The following is an 18,641-nucleotide window of genomic DNA, read 5'->3' as shown; positions in this document are numbered from 1 at the left end:
GTACGGATGTGCGTTGGAAATTCGTCCTCAATCATCATGCATGTGTCATGATAAGGCGCGCACGATAACATAGTCACGAAAGGCATTTGTCGTGGCAGAGGGGTGGTGCGATTCTGGGGCTCATATCTGGGCGTTGCCCAACGCTGAAATCTGCCTGGTTATCGCGGCTGACGGCATCAGGCTTGAATATTGCCAGGTGCTGGATTACTCTGCTTGATCCGTGAGCATCTCTATATAACTCTGGCTTATTTGACACGTAAAGCAGCACGAGAATCAGTACGGCAAGGACAAGCTTACCTTAGATCGCGGTTAGGTTGAAAAATCAGGCGCTGAGAATCAATTGACGAAAATTTCTCTGAGGAGATTGATGTGAAAAAACAAACTATTCTTTCTGCTGCGGTTGCAGCGGTGGTCACCGGGGGACTTGCCCTGACTGCCGTGCAATCGACAATGGCAGCCGATGACTACACAGCACCGCGCAATGAATGGGGACAACCAGATCTGCGTGGTGTATTTAACTTCAGCTCAAATACACCCATGCAGCGTAATCCGGAGTACGGCAATCGCCTGTTCTACACTGAAGAGGAAGTACTGGAGCGCGACCGCCGCGTTGCCGAAGAAGCAGCAGCCAGTGATGGTCAGTCCAACCAGGGTGGCGTCGGTGGTTACAACCGTGGCTGGATCGAGGATCTGCCCCAGGATGTGAATCTGCGGACTTCGATTATTGTTTACCCGGAGAATGGCCGCCTGCCGGCCCGTGTACCGGGCGCGCCAATGGCATTTGGTGGCCTTGGCCCGGATTACGACGGTGAGCGTCCCGTTCGCGTTGCGGTCGGCGGTATCGGCAAAGATGGCCCCGAAGATCGTGGTATCTCCGAGCGCTGTCTGCTGGGCTTCAACTCAGTCCCGCCGTTCACGCCCAGCATGTACAACAACAACGTGCAGCTGTTCCAGACTGAAGATCACGCGGTGATTTTCAACGAGATGATCCATGAGGCACGTATCGTTCGCCTGCAGGATGAGCACATTCCGGAGAGCATCACGCAGTGGACTGGCGACTCAGTTGGCTACTACGAAGGCGACTCACTGGTGGTTGAGACCAGAAACTTCAACTACAAGTCACAGACCTTCTTTGGTACCGGCGTTGCTACCAACAAGACACTGATTGAGAAGTTCACCCGCACGGCGGATGACATTGTTGAGTACGAGTTCACCGTCATCGATCCTCTGGCATTTGAGGACAAGTTTACCGGTGTTGTCCCGATGTTCCGCAGCGAAGAAGTGCTGTACGAGTATGCCTGTCACGAAGGTAACTACGGCATGGTCAACATTCTTCAGGGTCAGCGTGTTGAAGACGGCACCTGGGACTACGACAACAACCGTGCGATTCGCCAGTGATCTGGTGTTTGTGAGCTAATTTGGACGAAGGTTTTTCATGAAGACACAATTCAAGACGATGTTTGCGGTGGCAGCCACTGCCGCCGCAGTCAGCGCTTTCTGGCTGGCGCAGGATGCAACTGAAGTACAGGCACAAAATGGCATGAGCAGTGCGCAGATTCCGCGTACGCCAGACGGCAAGCCAAACCTTAATGGTATCTGGCAAACCATGAATGCGGCCAACTGGAGCCTGGAGCCCGCAGAGGCCCGTCACGGTCCCCTGGCGGCTCTGGAAGCTGGTGCACACCTGGCATTCCCGCCAAGCGTGGGTTATGTCGAGGGTGGCACTATCCCTTACAAAGATGGCATGCGTGAGCAGCAGCAGGAAAATATGCGCAACTGGCTGCAACGCGATCCAACCACGCAGTGCAAACTGCCAGGTGTGCCGCGCGCAACCTACCTGCCCTATCCTTTCCAGATTTTCCAGGCACCTGATGCAACGCTGATCAGCTACCAGTTCGCTGGCGCTGACCGCATTGTGCACATGGACCGTCCGGACCTGGAAGCACAGGTAGACAGCTGGATGGGTCACAACAATGGTTCATGGGATGGCGACACGCTGGTGATCGACGTCACTGGCCAGATCGCTGACACCTGGTTTGACCGCTCAGGCCATTATCACAGTGGCTGGGACATGCATGTGCAGGAGCGTTACACCATGGTTGATGCCAACACCATTGACTATTCCGCTACCATCACGGATCCGAACACCTTCGAAGAGCCCTGGACCATCAACATGAAGCTGTATCGTCACCAGGACGACAATGCCATGCTGCTGGAGTTCAAGTGCGTGGAATTCGTGGAAGAGCTGATCTACGGCCATCTGCGTGCCCCGGGCGATCCGATTGGAGATGGTGTTACACCGATTTACTGATTCGGTAAGCTGAATCAGCTATTTATAACACCCGGTGAATACTGTATAAATAAACAGTAATCATCGGGTGTTTTTATGTCTGCTACGTTCTCACTGAGCGCGGCCTCGCCGGCTGCGCCCCCAGCACCGGCCTATGCCGAGCTCCATTGCCTGAGCAACTACAGTTTTCTGCGCGCTGCCTCTTTTCCGGAAGAGCTTGTGGAGCGTGCTATTGAGCTGGGTTATCAGGCACTGGCGCTAACTGACGAATGTTCAGTGGCCGGTGTGGTCAGGGCCTGGACGGCAGTACGTTCCGCCACGCCGCAGGGTCAACCCGCGCCAGTCAAGCTGATTGTCGGCAGTGAGTTTCATTCTGATGACGGCCTGCATCTGGTGCTGCTGGCGCCCGATCGCCACGCCTATGGTCAGCTGTCTGCGATGATCAGCGAAGCACGGCGTCGGGCAGACAAGGGACGCTATAGTTTTACCCGTGAGTTGCTGGAGACTCATTTGCCGGCGCGGTGCCTGGCGCTATGGGTACCCCCGGCCCAGCCCTTTCTCAATCGCTATGACCCGGTGGCGGCGCATCAGACTCTGAAGTGGCTGCGCGGCCTGTTTCCGGGCCGCTTGTGGATAGCGGCACAGTTCTATCTGGATGCGGATGATTTCGATAAACGAGAGGCACTGCGGCAACTGTCCGAGCAAAGTCAGGTACCCGTGTGTGCCGCTGGAGGTGTGATCATGCATCATCCGATACGCCGGGCCTTGCGCGATACCTTGACGGCCATTCGCCTGCGCACACCATTGGCCGATCTGGGTTACAAACTACCCCCCAATGCCCAGCAGTTCATGCGCAGCCGCGGCACGCTGGGCCGACTATACCCGGCGCAATGGTTGGCTGAAACCACGCATATTGCTGCCCGCTGCCAGTTTGACCTGGGTGAGTTGCGTTATGAATACCCACGTGAGCTGGTACCGGAAGGATTCAGTCCGGCGGCATGGTTGCGGCGGCTGACACTGGCAGGCATGCAGGAACGCTGGCCGGACGGGGTGCCGGAGACAGTCCGGACACTGGTGGACAAAGAACTGGGCCTGATTGCAGAGCTCGGTTACGAGCACTTTTTTCTGACGGTGCATGACCTGGTGACCTTTGCTCGAAGTCGCGGCATTCTCTGCCAGGGTCGCGGGTCAGCTGCCAACTCTGCGGTTTGTTATTGTCTGGGCATTACTGCGGTTGACCCGGCCCGCATGCAGCTGCTGTTTGAGCGCTTTCTGTCCAAAGAACGTGATGAGCCGCCGGATATCGATGTCGACTTCGAGCACGAGCGGCGAGAAGAGGTCATCCAGTATATCTACCAGAAATACGGCCGGCACCGCGCGGCACTGGCCGCAACCGTCATCTGTTACCGGCGCCGCAGTGCCATCCGGGACGTTGGCAAGGCGCTGGGGCTGACTGAGACGGAACTGGACTGGGCGCTGAACTGCCTGCGCAGCAACTCCCAGGGCGAGCTGGTGGCGCTGGAAGACCCGCAGTTACCGGCGTTTCAGCTGGAGCGTCTGGTTTACCTGGTAGAGCAGTTGACGGGTTTCCCCCGGCATTTGTCCCAGCACGTGGGTGGCTTTGTGATCAGTGAGGGTCGGCTGGCTGAACTGGTGCCGATCGAGAATGCGGCCATGTCTGATCGCACCGTGATCCAGTGGGAGAAAGATGACCTGGAGGCGCTGGGTCTGCTCAAGGTGGATGTGCTGGCGCTGGGCATGTTGACGGCCATACGCAAAGCCCTGGCGCTGATCAATGAACAGGTCACTGATCAGAATCATGAGCAGGCCGGCAAGCCGGGCGCCCGGCCGCTGACTCTGGCCGATGTCCCCGCCGAAGATCCCCAGGTCTACGACATGATCAGCGAGGCAGATACGGTCGGTGTATTCCAGATTGAATCACGCGCACAGATGAGCATGCTGCCGCGGCTGAGGCCTCGCAACTATTACGATCTTGTTGTGCAGATTGCCATTGTCAGGCCCGGTCCTATTCAGGGTGATATGGTGCATCCCTATTTGCGGCGCCGACAAGGTGTGGAAGCAGTTACTTACCCTAGTGCTGAGGTGCAACAGGTCCTGCAGCGCACGCTGGGCGTGCCCATCTTTCAGGAGCAGGTCATGCAGATTGCCATGGTGGCTGCCGGCTTCAGCGGTGGTGAGGCAGACCAGCTGCGGCGTGCGATGGCGGCCTGGAAACGCAAGGGCGGACTGGAACCCTTCCGGGAACGGCTTATTGAGGGCATGCAGGCGCGCGGCTACGCGACCACCTTCGCGGAGCAGATCTATCAGCAGATAAAAGGCTTTGGTGATTACGGTTTCCCTGAGTCCCATTCGGCCAGTTTTGCCTTGCTGGCATATGTCTCGGCCTGGCTTAAATGTCATCATCCAGCCGCTTTTTTATGTGCACTGCTCAACAGCCAGCCCATGGGGTTTTATGGCGCCTCACAACTGGTGCAGGATGCCCGGCGCCACGGGGTGACGGTATTGCCGGTCGATGTGCTGTTCAGTGAGCATGACTCCAGTCTGCAGCCTGTTGGCGACAAACCCGGACAGCTTGCGGTCCGGCTGGGGCTGCACCTGGTCAAGGGGCTTTCCGCCAATGCGATACAACGACTGCTACAGGCGCGCGAGCAGCAGGTCTTCACCAGTGTGACAGATGCATTGCGCCGCGCTGCCTTGTCCGCCTCCGATCGCGACGCGCTGGCGGCTGCCGATGCGCTCAGCAGCCTGGTCAGTGATCGCCATCGTGCGTTCTGGGATTCGCGAGTCGAGCTTAGCCTGCCCCCCCTGTTTGCCGAACATTCACAGGCTCTGCCGGAGAGCGCCGACGCCGGACAGCTGCTGATGTTGCCACGTAGCAGCGAAGCACAGAATATCTATGCCGACTACCAGTTTCTGGGGCTCAGTCTGCGCCGCCATCCGATGAGCCTGTGGCGTGAACATCTGCAGCATTTTCACGTGACGACGGCCACGGATCTGGCAACACTGACCGACCATCAGCCAGTCAAGATCGCTGGCCTGGTCACCTGCCGTCAACGGCCACAGACCGCATCAGGTGTCACCTTCATGACTCTCGAAGACGAAACCGGGTTTATTAATACTGTTGTTTGGCCTTCGCTGCTGAAAAGCCACTATCGCCTGGTACATGAAGCCAGTCTGATTGGTGTCAGTGGCTACCTGCAGCAAAGCGAGGGCGTGACGCATGTGATCGCGGTACAGCTGGTAGATCTGTCCCACTGGTTGCAGGGTATGCCGGTACGCTCGCGGGATTTTGCCTGAATGCAGTCAGCCAGCGGCTCAATAGCGCGGCTTTGGGCGCATCAGCAGAGGATAAGCCAGCACAGCCGCAATAATGATCAACGCGCCCAGATAAAACCCGCCACTGACCTCCTGCTGTTCGCCCAGTAATAGCGCTGCCAGGGCAATGGCATAGATTGGCTCGAGATTCACGGCCAGAGCGCTGGCGTAAGCGGACAGGTGTCGCAGTGCCATAAGCGACAGTGCAAACGGCAACAAGGTACAACCGATAGCCAGCACCAGCATCCATAGCAGATCCATGCCCTGAGGCAGCTGGAATACCGCGGAAGGTTCATCCACGATTCCTTGAATTGCGCTGATATCGGCGGCACCCAGGGCTACGCTGAGGATCACCAGAAACAGGCAGCCACTGGCCATTTCAATGGCCGTAACGGTGAGCGCGTCAGCTTTGAGTACATAACGTTTATTGAGAGACGCAAATAAAGCCACAAACAGGGCCGACAGAATGCCCACCGCTATGCCTAGGTTCATTGCTTCTGGTGTACCACCGACGACCAGCAGGATGCCGGGCAACACCACCAGCCCCAGCAGCAACTCGCGTAGCTGGAAGCGCCGCCCAGCCAGTATAGGCTCGATGACAGACAGAAAAACCGGGACGGTGGCAATGCAGGTAACAGCAACGGAGGCGTTGGCAAGCTTGATGGCGCCGTAGAAGGTCAGCCAATGCAGTGCTACCAGCACACCAATGCCCGTATAGGCACCCAGCAGACCCCGCGGCAGTGTCTTCAACACGCGCCAGATCCGGGGTAGCAAAAGCAGTGCCCCCGCTACCAGCCCCATGCGCCAGATCACCAGCGGCAGTGCCTGCAGCGTGATCAGCTTGCCCAGTATGGCCGTAAATCCCCATAGGACCACACACAGGTGGATCTGCAGCCAGGCAACTCGCGTCTCAATCATGGGGCTTCAGCTCTTTGTTACGTAAGCAAACATTCTAGCACCTGCTAAGTTGGGTAAAACTATCGTAAGATGACATTCTGATGGGAGAGCGTTACCGAAAGTATGATTAAAAAAATTGCCGTCACTGATGTCGTGCTGGGAATGTATCTTGTGGAGATCCACGGGTCCTGGCTGCATCATCCATTCTGGAAGTCCAACTTTCTGCTGGAAGATCCGGAGGATTTGAGCAAACTCAAATCGTCTGGCGTTCCGTCTGTTTCTGTTGACCTTTCGCGCAGCAAACTGTCGGATAGCAAACCTCGCCCACGTCCGGAAAGTCGCGAAAAACCAGCTATCACGGAACTGCGGCCGGCGCCGGCGGAAAAACGAACTTCCTTTGAGTCAGAGCTGCGTCATGCCCGGCGCCTGTGTGAGCAATCACAAAACGAAGTCTTGTCCATGTTCTCCGAAGCGAGAATGGGGCAGGCTGTGCCGCTGACTCGTGCCGCGCAGGTGGTAGAAGAGATCAACAGCTCAGTGACGCGTCAGCCACAAGCGTTGATCACACTGGCCAGATTAAAAACCTCAGATAATTACACCTATATGCACTCGGTGGCGGTGTCTGCGCTGATGATTGCGCTGGCGCGAGAATTGAATCTGGATGATGGCAAGGTGCGCGTTGCGGGTATGGCCGGCCTGCTGCACGATGTCGGCAAAATGGCCGTGCCGGATGCAATTCTTAATAAGCCGGGGAAACTTACCGACGAGGAGTTCGCTCTGGTCAAATCACACCCGGTGAAAGGCGCCGAGATCCTCGAGCGCTCCAGTGGTGTTGATGACAAAGTTATTGAGGTGTGCCTGCATCACCACGAAAAATTTGACGGAAGTGGCTATCCAAACGGTCAGGCAGCCAACCAGATCAGCGTGATTGCGCGTATGGCGGCGGTTTGTGACGTGTATGATGCGATTACGTCAGACCGGCCCTACAAGAAGGGCTGGCCGCCATCGGAATCCATTCAGCGTATGGTGTCCTGGTCAGGTCATTTTGATCCCAAAATTCTGCAGGCATTCATCAAAGTGGTTGGTATCTATCCCGTTGGTTCACTGGTCCGTCTGAAAAGCCAGCGCCTTGCGGTAGTGATCGCTCAAAGTGAAGGCAGTCTGTTGAAACCTGTAGTGAAGGTGTTTTTCTCGACTCGTACCCAGCTGCCACTGCCCCAGCAGATACTGGATCTTTCCAAAAGCAGTGTGGATGATGCCATCGAATGTCGGGAGCCATTGGAGAACTGGAATTTTCCCTATCTGAATGATCTTTGGCAGGAAGCCGGTTAAAAACTATCTGCGTTGCCATTGCTTCGTTAAAAACAGGCTCAAAATGCTCATTTACTGTGTGTAAACTGCGCTTTTTCGCCTGTTTTTGCCTCGCACTGACTGCCTCGATTACGTTTTTACACTTGGCTTCTTTGACCGGATGCTCTGGCTCAGCAGAAAAATCCATGCAGAAACCAGTCGCCGGTGCTGCCAAGCTCCTGATAGATCCACAACTGTGAACCTTGCCGGTTACGCGCGACATAGTAGTCACGACGTATGCTGTTGCCTGCCCACCAGCGGGTTTCGATACGCTGTGGACCGCTCAATAGCGTCAGTTGGCTTTTATAGATCGGGCGGTTGTGCAGTTGTCGCAGTCGCTGTGCCGGGCGCAGCAACCAGGCTGGTGCCCGGTATGACAACGCACAGGTGTCGGCCAGCAGGCTGGGCGGGCTGTGCCAATGTTGAGTTGCGCTGCTGAACTCGGGAGCATGCTCTTCGGCAAGTTGCAGGCGCAGAACATTGTCAGCGCCAAGGCGAGCACTGAGCATATCTGTCAATCCATTGACCTGTTGATCGGGAGAATAAGGCTGCAGGCTGATTGAGCTCAAGGTCAGGCCGATGACATCAGCAGTAAGTGTATGCTTCTCCAGAGCCAGCTCAAATAAAGCCAGAAACAGACTGGTGTCACGGCTGGCATAACGCGTTATCACCGGCAGGGCAAGCTGCTGTCCATCCGATAGATGCAGCATGAGGTCGAATTGCGCAGACAACAGATGCCGGCGCAGCAGGAACTCCCGGTATTCTGCAAACAGTGACACAACGTGATGCACAATCGCCGCAGTATTATGCAGCGGATACTCTGGATATAGCTCGCGTGAAAACTGCGGCGGGGGCTGCCAGCGTGGAGGCCGCTCGGGCCGCAGGGCCAGCAGGCGGTCCAGGTATTCACTCAGCTCCCGTCCGAAACGCAGGCGAAGCTGTGCGGCAGGAAGGCGCCAAATATCCCTCAAATAAAAAAGGCCGCAACGCTGCAGAGATGCCTTTAACCTGGCAGCTAAAGGTAACTCTGCGATAGTGATTCCAGCGAGCGCTGATCGCAGTTCGCTGCTGTGCGCCACGACTTTCTGCCGAGCGCAACGGGCCAACAGGGTGCTGGCAGCTGGGCTGGGTGTAACGCTGCCTCGATAGACTTCTGGCTGGTGCTGATACAGTTCATCCAGATGCTGCTCAAGCGTTTCGTGGAGGCGTCGCCAACCACCAAAATAACGCAGGCTTCCGCCTATCTCAATCAGCAGTGTCTCGGCACCTGCGGCACAGACATAATCACTTATGCGCAATCCTGCGGGCAGCGTCTGATGTACCGAAAGGCCAGGGTGGTGGATGGCATACCAAAGTGTGCGGCTGCGTAGTACCGGGCGGTTGCGTGGTGGTGCAGAGGTGAGAGAGGAGCCGCCGCGCAGGTGCCGGGCGCCGGCACCCGCGCGGCGTAATTTCAACATGGCAAACGTAACGAGGCCTGGCCCTTATGATAACTGCCGCGCGCCTTGAGCAGGCTGACATTCAGATTGCGCTGAGCCCTGGACTCAGGACTGGCATGCAGATCGCTTACGGCACTGCCAAGTTGCAGCTGCAGCGTGGCAGGAGAATGTAATGTAGCGCGCTGATGGAAAAGTATGCCCAGCGTGTTGCCTTCACTGGCGGCCAGCTGCAGACGCCGGATCACGCGGGCGCTCAACCAGTTCTGCCATGCCAGTACCAGGCCGCACTCGCTGGATTGCAGGGCTTTTTCGATACTCCACAAAGCCTGGTTGCACTGAGTCTGGGGTGGAATCACAAAGCTGTTACTGAGGTTGATGCCGGCCTGTTTGAGAGCCGGGGCATGCAGCGGATAAGGCGGGGCAATCCACAGAATGGACTGCTTGCGCTGACTGCGTTCGCGCAGCAATGGCATCAACAGCTGCAGCTCACCAATACCCTGATGGGGGCAGATCATCTCGACCAGCCCCCGCTCAGGCCAGCCTCCCTGGGGCAGCAGCCGGTCGAGCGCATCAAAACCGGTGGACTGGGCCTTGCCCTCCAGACGTGTCTGCGCGGATGACAGGGTTTGTACATTGGGGCGGGCCTGATTGCCTGCCTGCACCTGGCTGGTCAGACGGTGCGTGCCTGGACCTTCCTGGATCATGTCGCTGTCAGCAAACAGATCGCCGGTACCGGGTCGGCTGACAGACTGGTGATGGGAGCTGGCAGGACGGTTGGCTGGTTTGCTGCCTGCACGCCACAGATCCGGTGTCTGATTCAATAAAGAGGCAATCATGGCTTCGCGCTGTTGATGAGGCAGTTCATCACATACCAGCTTGTCACACGCCAGCTTGTGAGCCGTGTCGCGATCCTGAAATTGCTGGCTTCTCAATTTATTCAGGCTGTCACTCATATGCTTGCCCTGCTTGATTAAAGTCTGACTGCGACCGGCAGATAAGCTCCAAGGTGTTTTCTGTTTTATGAACCCGATATCACCCTTTGCGTCTGATTTGCAGCCAGCTGCTGTATGGATAAACAGTGGTTGCTGTGAATATATACAGTGGTTTGCGGTATGGCAAGCAAATATTTCACACAGAGGGCGTCACACTTGTAAAGAAATGTAAAATATTTCGCGCCGCTGATTGTCACAATCCAATTATTGTATTAGCCTTCAGCACGTTAGCCCTATTTTCTACTTGGGCTTGTGAAATATAAAACTTAATTAACTGGAAAATAGAATAATTAGAGAACGACATCTCATGAAACGCAAACCTGACATGTTGATGGTTGTTGTACTTCTGTTTGCACTGAGCGTGCTGGTCAGCGGTGTCGCCCAGAGCGGATTGCTCTAGCGCAATACGCGTCTCCCGCTGCAAGCGAATTGGTGGTGGCAGACTACAAGGGCCACAAGCGGCCAAAAGACCAGCGCGGCGTTGCAATCTGATCCATGCGGACATCCCATGGCGCTGGCCTGAGCGTCTCTCCTGATTCCTGACACATATGTCCCAGTCCTATCAGTCTGGGGAAACGTCTGCCTGCTCTGAAAGACAGAGCCCGATCGTAAAATCCCTTGCCCATGCCCAGGCGATGTCCCTGCCTGTCAAAGCCCACCAGAGGGACCAGAATCAGATCCAGGCTTTTGATACTGGCAACTCTGCCAACTGCCGGAACCGGCTCAGCAATGCCCCAGCGATTGCGGTGCAGACGGCTGTGCCGGCTAACACGGACAAATACCAGGCGATGCGGGTGAAACGGGTGCAGCACCGGCAGATAACAGATCTTGCCCTGCGCCCAGGCCTTCTTCAGTAGACCAGCCGGATCAATCTCGCCATCAATGGCCTGGTAAAACGCGATGCGACGACTGCCTCGCCAGGTCAATGAGCGATTGATGCGATGGGTCAGGCGGATGGCATTGTGACGTTGTGTGAAATGGTCCAGCTGTCGGCGCCTTTGGCGCAGTTGCTTTCGCAGGGAAGGATTCTTCGTGCCGGATTGACCGGTAGGCTGGTAAGCAGCAGGCATAAGCTTGACTACGATGTATGCGGAAGCCACCCAAGATACCGCCGCCGAAATAGTCCTGAACCCTTTGGTTCAGGTGGTGGCGCCAACGATGCTTTCAGGCTTTCCGTCAAGCGGACATGCACAACCACATCTTGTCGGCGCCTCCGGGGTATTGAATATCGGCTCAAGAACACTTTCAGCTAGCGGATACCCCAGGTGACTATGGAATCAGTATATAGCAGTTGGGAAGGCCTATCGAGGGTTAAGCGCGGATTTTTTGTTACAGCTCCATCTGCCGGGCATTGTGCAGTGCGCGCTCGATTTTATCTTCAAGATATTTGATTTTCTGGGCGCTGCCGTGGCGGGATGTGTTGATCTGATGGTTTTTTTGTATCAGCTCGTGAGTGATATTCAGGGCTGCCATCACAGAGATTTTTTCGAGCCCGTGAATCGTACCTCGCGCTTTGATTTTGCGCATGTTTTCATCCAGATAGCGCGCCGACTTGAGCAGCGCATCCTGCTCTGAGGGCGGGCAACTGATCTGGTATTCACGGTCGAGGATTTTGACGACAACCGTGCTAGAGGCTTCGGGGCTGCTGGACATATCAGGCGCTCTGGGATTGTTCCATGGACCGCAGACGGCTGAGGACTGACTCCAGTCTCGCCTTCGCCTGACGGTTATTCTCGAGGAGTTGCTGGCGCTCAGTTTGCCAGTTATGCTGACTGGCACGCAACAGTTGATTCTCCTGTTTCATGGCAGCGCACAAGGCAATCAGAGCATCGATTTTTTCTTCGAGGGTGTTCAGTTGATCGTCATTCATGATCGTGCCTGCAAGCAGCCGCAGCCTTTTTATACAACAGCCTGTACTATAGAGAGCTGGCACAGGCCGGTCAACTCGTTCGCCTCATCCACCAACAGAGTCAGTTAAACAGCATGAAAGCAGATACTGAATTGCGATTTGCCCAGGCGAAAAAACACCGCCAGGCTTTGTTCAAGAAACTAAAAAACAACAGTGTTGCCCTGCTGTCGGCCGCGACGCTTAAAACGCGCAGCCATGACACCGAGTACAGCTACCGGCAGCACAGCGACTTTTATTACCTGAGTGGTTTTGTTGAGGATCAGGCCATGCTGGCGCTGATCAAAAGGCCAGCCGGCAACAAAGTCGTATTGTTCTGTCAGCCTAAAGACAAGACCAAGGAAATCTGGAGCGGTATCCTGACCGGCCCTGATGCCGCCGTCGGTCAATTGCATATTGACGAGGCCTGGCCGATCGGCGAGCTGGACCAGCGCATGCCGGCACTGATAGACGGCAGCGAACGGGTCTATTACAGCATCGGTCAGGACGCGGCGCTGGATACCCGGGTATCCATGTGGGTCAATGATCTCCGAGCCCGGACGCGTCAGGGTGCGCGCGCGCCGGTCCAGTTCGAGATGCTGGATCCGCTGGTTCATGAAATGCGCCTGTTCAAGGACGCCGCAGAAGTCAAACTGATGCAGAAAGCCGCTGATATTTCGGCTCGAGCGCACTGCCGAGCCATGCTCGCAGCCCGCGATGGTCTGTACGAATATCATCTGGAAGCTGAGCTGCAGCACGAATTTATCAGTTCCGGGGCGCGTTTTCCGGCCTACAACAGCATTGTTGCTGCCGGCGCGAATGCCTGCATTCTGCACTACATCGAAAACAACAAGCCCCTGCGCGATGGCGATCTGGTGCTGATTGATGCCGGATGTGAATATGAATACTACGCGGCGGACATAACGCGCACCTTCCCGGTCAGCGGCAAGTTCAGCAAAGAGCAGAAGGCGCTATATGACATTGTGCTGAAGGCGCAACTTAAGGCGATCGACGCCATCAAGCCGGGTGTCGCCTGGGATGAGCCCCACAATATTACAGTTCGCGTGATTACCGAAGGGCTGGTAGAGCTGGGTCTGCTGAAGGGCAATATCAAGAAACTGATTGCGGACGGCGCCTATCGTGACTTCTATATGCATCGAGCCGGCCACTGGCTGGGCATTGATGTACATGATGCTGGCAGCTACCTGAAAGGTGATAAGTGGCGCCCTTACGAAGCGGGCATGGTTACTACCATAGAGCCTGGCATTTATGTGTCACCAGACAACAAAAAAGTCGCCAAAAAGTGGCGTGGCATTGGTATACGTATAGAAGATGATGTGCTGGTGACCCGCAACGGCAACCGTGTATTGACTCATGCGGTACCCAAAACCACAAAAGAAATCGAAGCGCTGATGGCCGGGCGCCAGTAGGCCTCTGCCATAGTGCTGCAGCGGCGATACAGTGCCTGTCAGGCAGATACCGCCAGCGTGCGGCAGGTTCGGAGAAAAGAATTGCAGTGACAGACAAAACTCAACATTACGACGTCGTGGTCATCGGTGGTGGTCTGGTGGGTGGCAGTTTTGCGCTTTTGCTGGCTGGCCAGAATCGGCAGCAAAGCCTGCGAATTCTGCTGGTCGATGCAATGCCGCTGGCGACCGCTGCCGGGGAGCCGGACTTTGATGCGCGCAGCACGGCCCTGTCCTGGGGCAGTCATCTCATATATCGACAGGCCGGATTGTGGGACGACCTGGCATCTCATGCATGTGCTATCAAAGATATTCACGTCTCTGACCGTGGCCATTTTGGGGCCGCACGATTACACAACACGGATGTCGATGTGTCGGCGTTGGGATTCGTGATCGAGAACCGGCACCTGGCAGCGACGCTCAACAAACGCCTGCTTGAACATCCGGACATAGAAGTATGCTCGCCCGCCTCGGTGCAACGCGTTCGTCACACTGCCACTGGCATGCAGATCGAGGTGCAGGGCCAGGATCAGGTTGCCAGTACAATTGATGCCTCGCTAATGGTGCTGGCCGACGGTGGCCGTTCGGACATCTGCTCGCAACTGGGTATACAGCTGGAGCGAAAGCCGTATCAACAGCATGCCTTAATCTGCAACGTCGCCTTCGAACATCCGCATCAGGGGCTGGCTTTTGAGCGATTTACAGATACAGGACCGCTGGCGGTTCTGCCATTAAGTGACACAGAGCAAGAGCATCGCGGAGCGCTGGTGTGGACTGTGGCTGAACAGGAGGCTGCAGCGATCACTCAATTGCCAGAAGCGGGTTTTTTACATGCACTGCAGGAGAGGTTCGGCACAAGGCTGGGACGGTTTACCCGTGCTGGTGCCAGGTCTCTTTACCCATTGACACTGATGCTTGCCAGAGAACAGATTCGCCCGGGGCTGGTACTGCTTGGCAATGTAGCCCATACACTGCACCCGGTTGCCGGCCAAGGCCTGAATCTGGCGCTGCGAGATGCTGATGCGCTGGCGCAGGCACTGGCAGAACAGGCGGAAACAAATGGGGCAGCTGCCGTTGGCGACTACCTGATGCTTGAGCAATACCTGCAGGCGCAACAGTCCGATCAGAATCTGACGGTCATGTTCAGCGACCTGACCACACGGCTGTTTGCCAATCGCAATCCGGCTATGGCGGCGGGCCGCAATCTGGGACTGCTGTTCATGGACGTCATGCCGCCAGCCAAACAGTGGTTTGCGCGGCAGGCTATGGGTTTGCGATAAGCGAGCGGATCTGCTCAATGCGTTCGCGATTGACACCCATGTCGCTGTAGCCAAGGCGTGAAGCCGACCTTACGTGAACCACTCCTTCGTGTGGGTTGGCCAGAAACTCCACGTCATCGACATAACCCATCAGGCGGCTGGTAAACTCGGCGTGTATATAACCACCAGAGTCTGTGATGATCTCCACGCGCTCCATCTGGTTCAATGCCTGTTTGACTGCTTCCGGCGTGCCTCTGATGGGTTCGATCGCATGACTGTCCCGGGTATCAAAACTGCTCACGCAATTAGGTGAGTCCGGACAGGCCCGCAACTGACCATCCAACGGCCCAAGATCGGCTGGTCGATCGCCGGCACAGCCAATAAGCGTCAAGAGTCCCATAACAAGCATGCCTCGCGCAAAGTGATTGGTCTGATTCCTGCTCATGGCGAATACTCCTGTATGTGAAGTGGGTACGACTGATCAGAAAACTGACCTGCAACAGCGCCCCTTGCTCAGCCGGTGATGACCAGCGCCAGTGATTCTGCAATCATCGCTGGTTTCTGCTGGCCGTCTATCTCGACGGTTGCCTGGTTCTTTAACAACCATTGACCAGGGTTTTTTTCCTCAATGCTCATCAATACAAACCGTGCACGTATACGCGAACCAACCCGAACCGGATTCAGGAATCGAACTTTGTCCAGGCCGTAGTTTATGGTGATGCGGGTGTTCTGAAGTCGTACATTGTTAGCTTCTGCACCCAGCATACTGAGCATGGATAATGTCAGATAGCCGTGGGCGATGGTGCCGCCAAAGGGCGTTTCCGCTGCAGCACGGGCCTCATCCAGATGGATGAACTGATGATCGCCGGTGGTGTCTGCAAACTGGTTGACCTGTTCCTGGCTGATGGTATGCCACTGACTGACACCAGTTTCTGTGCCTATCAGCTCCCTGGCTGCTGCCGGGCTCATTTGTCCGGACATATTATTCTCTCCTGCCTGCGTTGCCATATGATGGTAAAGTATCGGCAGTATTCAACAGAATGCAGCCCGCATCAACCGATCTTTGGCAGCCTGTAAATGAGTCAGCAAACACACAGTCACGTACAGCATGAAACCGACATAGCCGTCGTTGGGGCAGGGCTGGTGGGCGCCACCATGGCGCTGGCGCTGGCCGACGCGGGTATCAATGTGCTACTGCTGGATGCCTCGCCGGTAACGGCAGGTGAGCTGGGGGCACAGCCAGAGTCTTACGACCCGCGAGTAAGTGCCATCACGCATGCCTCGCAACGCTTGTTCCGGCAGTTACAGGTCTGGCCGGCCATCGAGGCCCAGCGCAACTGCGCCTATACCCATATGCATGTGCGCGAAGCGGATGGCACCGGACAGATCGATTTTGATGCCCGTGATGTGCACACCGAATCCCTTGGCCACATCGTCGAGAACAGGATTATGCTGTCGGCGCTGCAGCAGCGTATCGCAGAGTACAAGAATCTGCAGATACTGGCGCCAGTCAAAGTGACTGCCTATCAACAGGTGGCCCATTCCGGGCATGCTCAGACGGCGGAGCTGACGCTGAGCAGTGGTGATACCGTACGGACAGGGCTGGTCATAGCCGCCGACGGTGCCGGCTCACCGCTGCGAAGCATGGCCGGCATCGCCACACGGGAATGGGACTACGAACATCAGGCAATCGTCACGACCATTTGCACCGAGCAGGCACACCACAATACTGCGCGCCAGATATTCATGGATGAAGGGGTGCTGGCATTTTTGCCGCTGGCCGACCAGGCTGCACCGCAATTGCCGCAACGCTATTGCTCCATAGTCTGGTCGGTGATCCCGTCTGTGGCGGAGTCATTGATGTCCATGGATGACGCTGCCTTCTGTCAGGCACTGTCCAATGCCAGTCAGCACTGGCTGGGATCTGTGCAACACACGGATAAACGCTTTAGTTTTCCGCTGCGCCAGCGGCATGCGCGCCGCTATCATCAAGGCTCGCTGGTCCTGATTGGCGACGCGGCGCACAGCATTCATCCACTGGCCGGCCAGGGCGCCAACCTGGGTCTGGCAGACGTCCATGTCCTGGCAGAAGAGCTGGTCCGGGCCCGGCGCAGTGGCCGTTCGCCGGCAGATCCGATTGTTCTGTCGCGCTATCAGCGCCGTCGCCAGCCCAACAACCTGAGCATGATGGTGACCATGGAGGCATTCAAGCGCCTGTATGCCGAACAGCCCCTGCCAGTGCGCTGGCTCCGGAATACCGGCATGGACGCCGTCGACCGTCTGCCGGTCCTCAAACAGTTCCTGATTCGGCAGGCGTTGGGCTGATTGCGGCCAATCGATTGCAATATTTTCTAAAGAATCCCCTACGGCGGACGATGACCTTAGGTAAGCCTAAATTGCCCCCGAGGATTTTCTCATGAGCCAAGAATCGCCCTGGCCGTTTGATGTCGACCTGAGCGCTCTCGACACTGGCAGTATTACCAATATCATTCTGGATATTGAGAACCATCTGCCGCTGCTGACCTCTGAAAACGACATGCAGGAATTGCTGCGCGTCAAAAAGCTCTTTGAAGAAGAATTGATGGAGGCGCGCAGACTGCACTGATTTGTGCGCCCTTGCGAGCCCGCCACTCCCGCGTTAGCTGAACAACCCCTTCATTCTGGATCTGCCGCGTCTCCCGCTCACCACCGCTGAAGCGCGTTCTCCTGTATTCCTGGCTTAAATTGCCCTATGCTGTCCGCTGCTCTGACATTTGGCGACGAGAGTACGTATGCAGATACCACGAAGACAGCGTCAATTGTCGGCACAACATCAATAATAATGACTGTGGAGGGTTTTCTGTGAAGAAGCTGGTCAGTTTGTTTACCGTGGCATTGCTGGCTGTTGGCCAGGTGCATGCCGTCGATGAGGCGCGCCTCACTCAGGCTCTGAACAGTGCCGATCGCCCGGCAGCCGACAAAGAGCGCGATGCCTCGCGCCAACCAGTGGCTGTGCTGAGTTTTCTGGGCCTGGAAGAGGGCATGACCGCGCTCGATATCATGGCCTCAACAGGCTGGTATACCGAAGTCCTGTCGTACGCCGTGGGGCCCAATGGCACAGTACTGATGCAAAACAGCCCGGCCTCCCTGGGTATGCGTAATACTGAAGCCGGCGTGCAGGAGCGCCTGGCCGGAAATCGTCTTCCAAATGTGCAGCGCGTGAATCAGGGCTTTGACAGCCTGGGTATCGAGTCCGGCTCGGTGGATTTTGCGCTGACGGCGCTTAATTTCCACGATCTGTACAATGGCAACCCCGCCGCCGCGCAGGCCATGCTGGCTGCCGTCAAGGATGTGCTCAAGTCGGGCGGCATCCTGGGTATCATCGATCACCGCGGCAATGTGGGCGCCGACAATGCATCGCTGCACCGCATCACACTGGATGAAGTGGCCCAGGCAGTGACCGAAGCCGGGTTTGTCATCACGGGTGTCAGTGACGTGCTGCATGCCGATGACGATCCAAGGACAACCGGACCTTTTGATCAGAGTCTGGGGCGCAATACCGACCGTATCGTGGTACGCGCCATGAAGCCCTGATGCCTTGAAGGCACTGGCAGCAAGTACGCTGCCAGCAGCGTTTAATCGCGGGGTCACCGCCAGCCTGTCTGCAGGCTGGTTGTGGCCCCGCCGGTTTTTTGGACTGGTTTAACGAATAACGAAACTAGATTTGAAAGCAACTCTTCCCAAATTG

Annotated in this window: 17 protein-coding genes and 1 other RNA gene; 9 read left to right on the top strand and 9 right to left on the bottom strand. The window is 56.3% G+C overall.

The window, feature by feature from the left end:
- The first annotated feature begins 369 nt into the window (after nucleotides 1-369).
- The 3 genes from QGM61_RS10040 (at nucleotide 370) to QGM61_RS10030 (ending at nucleotide 5,608) form a co-directional block, all read left to right on the top strand.
- Nucleotides 370-1,398 carry a hypothetical protein gene (locus tag QGM61_RS10040; RefSeq protein WP_281132863.1) on the top strand — a complete coding sequence of 343 codons (1,029 nt, stop codon included), beginning with the start codon at nucleotides 370-372 and terminating at the stop codon, nucleotides 1,396-1,398.
- Between the two features lie 37 nt (nucleotides 1,399-1,435).
- On the top strand, nucleotides 1,436-2,311 hold the full coding sequence (locus QGM61_RS10035; RefSeq protein WP_237132452.1) for a hypothetical protein: 876 nt from the start codon (nucleotides 1,436-1,438) through the stop codon (nucleotides 2,309-2,311).
- 75 nt (nucleotides 2,312-2,386) lie between these two features.
- Nucleotides 2,387-5,608 (top strand): error-prone DNA polymerase, encoded by a 3,222-nt coding sequence (locus QGM61_RS10030; RefSeq protein WP_281132862.1) that lies wholly within the window; start codon nucleotides 2,387-2,389, stop codon nucleotides 5,606-5,608.
- Nucleotides 5,609-5,626: 18 nt separating this feature from the next.
- Here QGM61_RS10030 and QGM61_RS10025 read toward each other — a convergent pair whose 3' ends face one another.
- A complete protein-coding gene (locus QGM61_RS10025; RefSeq protein ID WP_237132450.1) occupies nucleotides 5,627-6,544 on the bottom strand; it encodes a DMT family transporter in 918 nt (305 codons plus the stop codon).
- A gap of 102 nt (nucleotides 6,545-6,646) precedes the next feature.
- On the opposite strand from QGM61_RS10025, the gene QGM61_RS10020 reads away from it, so the two are divergent.
- Nucleotides 6,647-7,855: an HD-GYP domain-containing protein gene (locus QGM61_RS10020; RefSeq protein WP_281132861.1), complete on the top strand. Its 1,209-nt coding sequence runs from the start codon at nucleotides 6,647-6,649 to the stop codon at nucleotides 7,853-7,855.
- Nucleotides 7,856-8,004: 149 nt separating this feature from the next.
- Here QGM61_RS10020 and QGM61_RS10015 read toward each other — a convergent pair whose 3' ends face one another.
- The 6 genes from QGM61_RS10015 to QGM61_RS09990 form a co-directional block, all read right to left on the bottom strand.
- The gene (locus tag QGM61_RS10015; RefSeq protein WP_237132448.1) at nucleotides 8,005-9,333 is read right to left on the bottom strand and encodes a hypothetical protein; all 1,329 of its coding nucleotides are present in this window, start codon (nucleotides 9,331-9,333) and stop codon (nucleotides 8,005-8,007) included.
- Complete coding sequence (imuA, locus tag QGM61_RS10010; protein WP_281132860.1) at nucleotides 9,327-10,265, bottom strand: translesion DNA synthesis-associated protein ImuA; 939 nt, start codon at nucleotides 10,263-10,265, stop codon at nucleotides 9,327-9,329. Before imuA ends, QGM61_RS10015 begins: the two co-directional genes overlap by 7 nt.
- 482 nt (nucleotides 10,266-10,747) lie before the next feature.
- Nucleotides 10,748-11,374 (bottom strand): 5-formyltetrahydrofolate cyclo-ligase, encoded by a 627-nt coding sequence (locus tag QGM61_RS10005; protein ID WP_237132446.1) that lies wholly within the window; start codon nucleotides 11,372-11,374, stop codon nucleotides 10,748-10,750.
- 23 nt (nucleotides 11,375-11,397) lie between these two features.
- A non-coding RNA gene (gene ssrS / locus QGM61_RS10000) (6S RNA) lies at nucleotides 11,398-11,575 on the bottom strand.
- 58 nt (nucleotides 11,576-11,633) lie between these two features.
- On the bottom strand, nucleotides 11,634-11,957 hold the full coding sequence (locus QGM61_RS09995; RefSeq protein ID WP_237132445.1) for a cell division protein ZapA: 324 nt from the start codon (nucleotides 11,955-11,957) through the stop codon (nucleotides 11,634-11,636).
- A gap of 1 nt (nucleotide 11,958) precedes the next feature.
- A complete protein-coding gene (locus tag QGM61_RS09990; RefSeq protein WP_237132444.1) occupies nucleotides 11,959-12,174 on the bottom strand; it encodes a TIGR02449 family protein in 216 nt (71 codons plus the stop codon).
- A 113-nt stretch (nucleotides 12,175-12,287) separates the two neighbouring features.
- Here QGM61_RS09990 and pepP point away from each other — a divergent pair, with 113 nt between their 5' ends.
- Together pepP and ubiH are read left to right on the top strand one after the other, a co-directional pair.
- A complete protein-coding gene (pepP, locus tag QGM61_RS09985) occupies nucleotides 12,288-13,619 on the top strand; it encodes a Xaa-Pro aminopeptidase (RefSeq protein ID WP_281132859.1) in 1,332 nt (443 codons plus the stop codon).
- A gap of 86 nt (nucleotides 13,620-13,705) precedes the next feature.
- Nucleotides 13,706-14,935, top strand: a complete 1,230-nt coding sequence (gene ubiH / locus QGM61_RS09980) for a 2-octaprenyl-6-methoxyphenyl hydroxylase (RefSeq protein WP_281132858.1) — start codon at nucleotides 13,706-13,708, stop codon at nucleotides 14,933-14,935.
- Here ubiH and QGM61_RS09975 read toward each other — a convergent pair.
- Both QGM61_RS09975 and QGM61_RS09970 read right to left on the bottom strand, forming a co-directional pair.
- On the bottom strand, nucleotides 14,919-15,359 hold the full coding sequence (locus QGM61_RS09975; RefSeq protein WP_281132857.1) for a DUF1499 domain-containing protein: 441 nt from the start codon (nucleotides 15,357-15,359) through the stop codon (nucleotides 14,919-14,921). The genes ubiH and QGM61_RS09975 overlap by 17 nt on opposite strands.
- A 68-nt stretch (nucleotides 15,360-15,427) precedes the next feature.
- Entirely contained in the window at nucleotides 15,428-15,895 is a 468-nt protein-coding gene (locus tag QGM61_RS09970; protein ID WP_281132856.1) for a MaoC family dehydratase, read from the bottom strand.
- Between the two features lie 96 nt (nucleotides 15,896-15,991).
- Here QGM61_RS09970 and QGM61_RS09965 point away from each other — a divergent pair, with 96 nt between their 5' ends.
- The 3 genes from QGM61_RS09965 (at nucleotide 15,992) to QGM61_RS09955 (ending at nucleotide 18,487) form a co-directional block, all read left to right on the top strand.
- Nucleotides 15,992-17,239 (top strand): FAD-dependent monooxygenase, encoded by a 1,248-nt coding sequence (locus QGM61_RS09965; protein ID WP_281132855.1) that lies wholly within the window; start codon nucleotides 15,992-15,994, stop codon nucleotides 17,237-17,239.
- A gap of 91 nt (nucleotides 17,240-17,330) precedes the next feature.
- On the top strand, nucleotides 17,331-17,519 hold the full coding sequence (locus tag QGM61_RS09960) for a hypothetical protein (RefSeq protein WP_237132438.1): 189 nt from the start codon (nucleotides 17,331-17,333) through the stop codon (nucleotides 17,517-17,519).
- 236 nt (nucleotides 17,520-17,755) lie between these two features.
- A complete protein-coding gene (locus QGM61_RS09955; RefSeq protein WP_237132437.1) occupies nucleotides 17,756-18,487 on the top strand; it encodes a class I SAM-dependent methyltransferase in 732 nt (243 codons plus the stop codon).
- Nucleotides 18,488-18,641: the final 154 nt, after the last annotated feature.

It is taken from the genome of Pseudohongiella sp. SYSU M77423, assembly GCF_029911965.1.
Taxonomy (GTDB): Bacteria; Pseudomonadota; Gammaproteobacteria; order Pseudomonadales; family Pseudohongiellaceae; genus Pseudohongiella.
This window is presented reverse-complemented; position numbering and strand designations above follow the sequence as displayed.

Excerpts from the sequence above, each read along its gene's own strand:
- QGM61_RS10025 (WP_237132450.1), bottom strand. The coding sequence starts at position 6,544 with ATGATTGAGACGCGAGTTGCCTGGCTGCAGATCCACCTGTGTGTGGTC.
- QGM61_RS09965 (WP_281132855.1), top strand. The coding sequence starts at position 15,992 with ATGAGTCAGCAAACACACAGTCACGTACAGCATGAAACCGACATAGCC.
- imuA (WP_281132860.1), bottom strand. The coding sequence starts at position 10,265 with ATGAGTGACAGCCTGAATAAATTGAGAAGCCAGCAATTTCAGGATCGC.
- QGM61_RS09960 (WP_237132438.1), top strand. The coding sequence starts at position 17,331 with ATGAGCCAAGAATCGCCCTGGCCGTTTGATGTCGACCTGAGCGCTCTC.
- pepP (WP_281132859.1), top strand. The coding sequence starts at position 12,288 with ATGAAAGCAGATACTGAATTGCGATTTGCCCAGGCGAAAAAACACCGC.
- QGM61_RS09995 (WP_237132445.1), bottom strand. The coding sequence starts at position 11,957 with ATGTCCAGCAGCCCCGAAGCCTCTAGCACGGTTGTCGTCAAAATCCTC.
- QGM61_RS10005 (WP_237132446.1), bottom strand. The coding sequence starts at position 11,374 with ATGCCTGCTGCTTACCAGCCTACCGGTCAATCCGGCACGAAGAATCCT.
- QGM61_RS09975 (WP_281132857.1), bottom strand. The coding sequence starts at position 15,359 with ATGAGCAGGAATCAGACCAATCACTTTGCGCGAGGCATGCTTGTTATG.
- QGM61_RS10015 (WP_237132448.1), bottom strand. The coding sequence starts at position 9,333 with ATGTTGAAATTACGCCGCGCGGGTGCCGGCGCCCGGCACCTGCGCGGC.
- QGM61_RS10020 (WP_281132861.1), top strand. The coding sequence starts at position 6,647 with ATGATTAAAAAAATTGCCGTCACTGATGTCGTGCTGGGAATGTATCTT.
- QGM61_RS10035 (WP_237132452.1), top strand. The coding sequence starts at position 1,436 with ATGAAGACACAATTCAAGACGATGTTTGCGGTGGCAGCCACTGCCGCC.
- QGM61_RS09970 (WP_281132856.1), bottom strand. The coding sequence starts at position 15,895 with ATGTCCGGACAAATGAGCCCGGCAGCAGCCAGGGAGCTGATAGGCACA.
- QGM61_RS09990 (WP_237132444.1), bottom strand. The coding sequence starts at position 12,174 with ATGAATGACGATCAACTGAACACCCTCGAAGAAAAAATCGATGCTCTG.
- QGM61_RS10030 (WP_281132862.1), top strand. The coding sequence starts at position 2,387 with ATGTCTGCTACGTTCTCACTGAGCGCGGCCTCGCCGGCTGCGCCCCCA.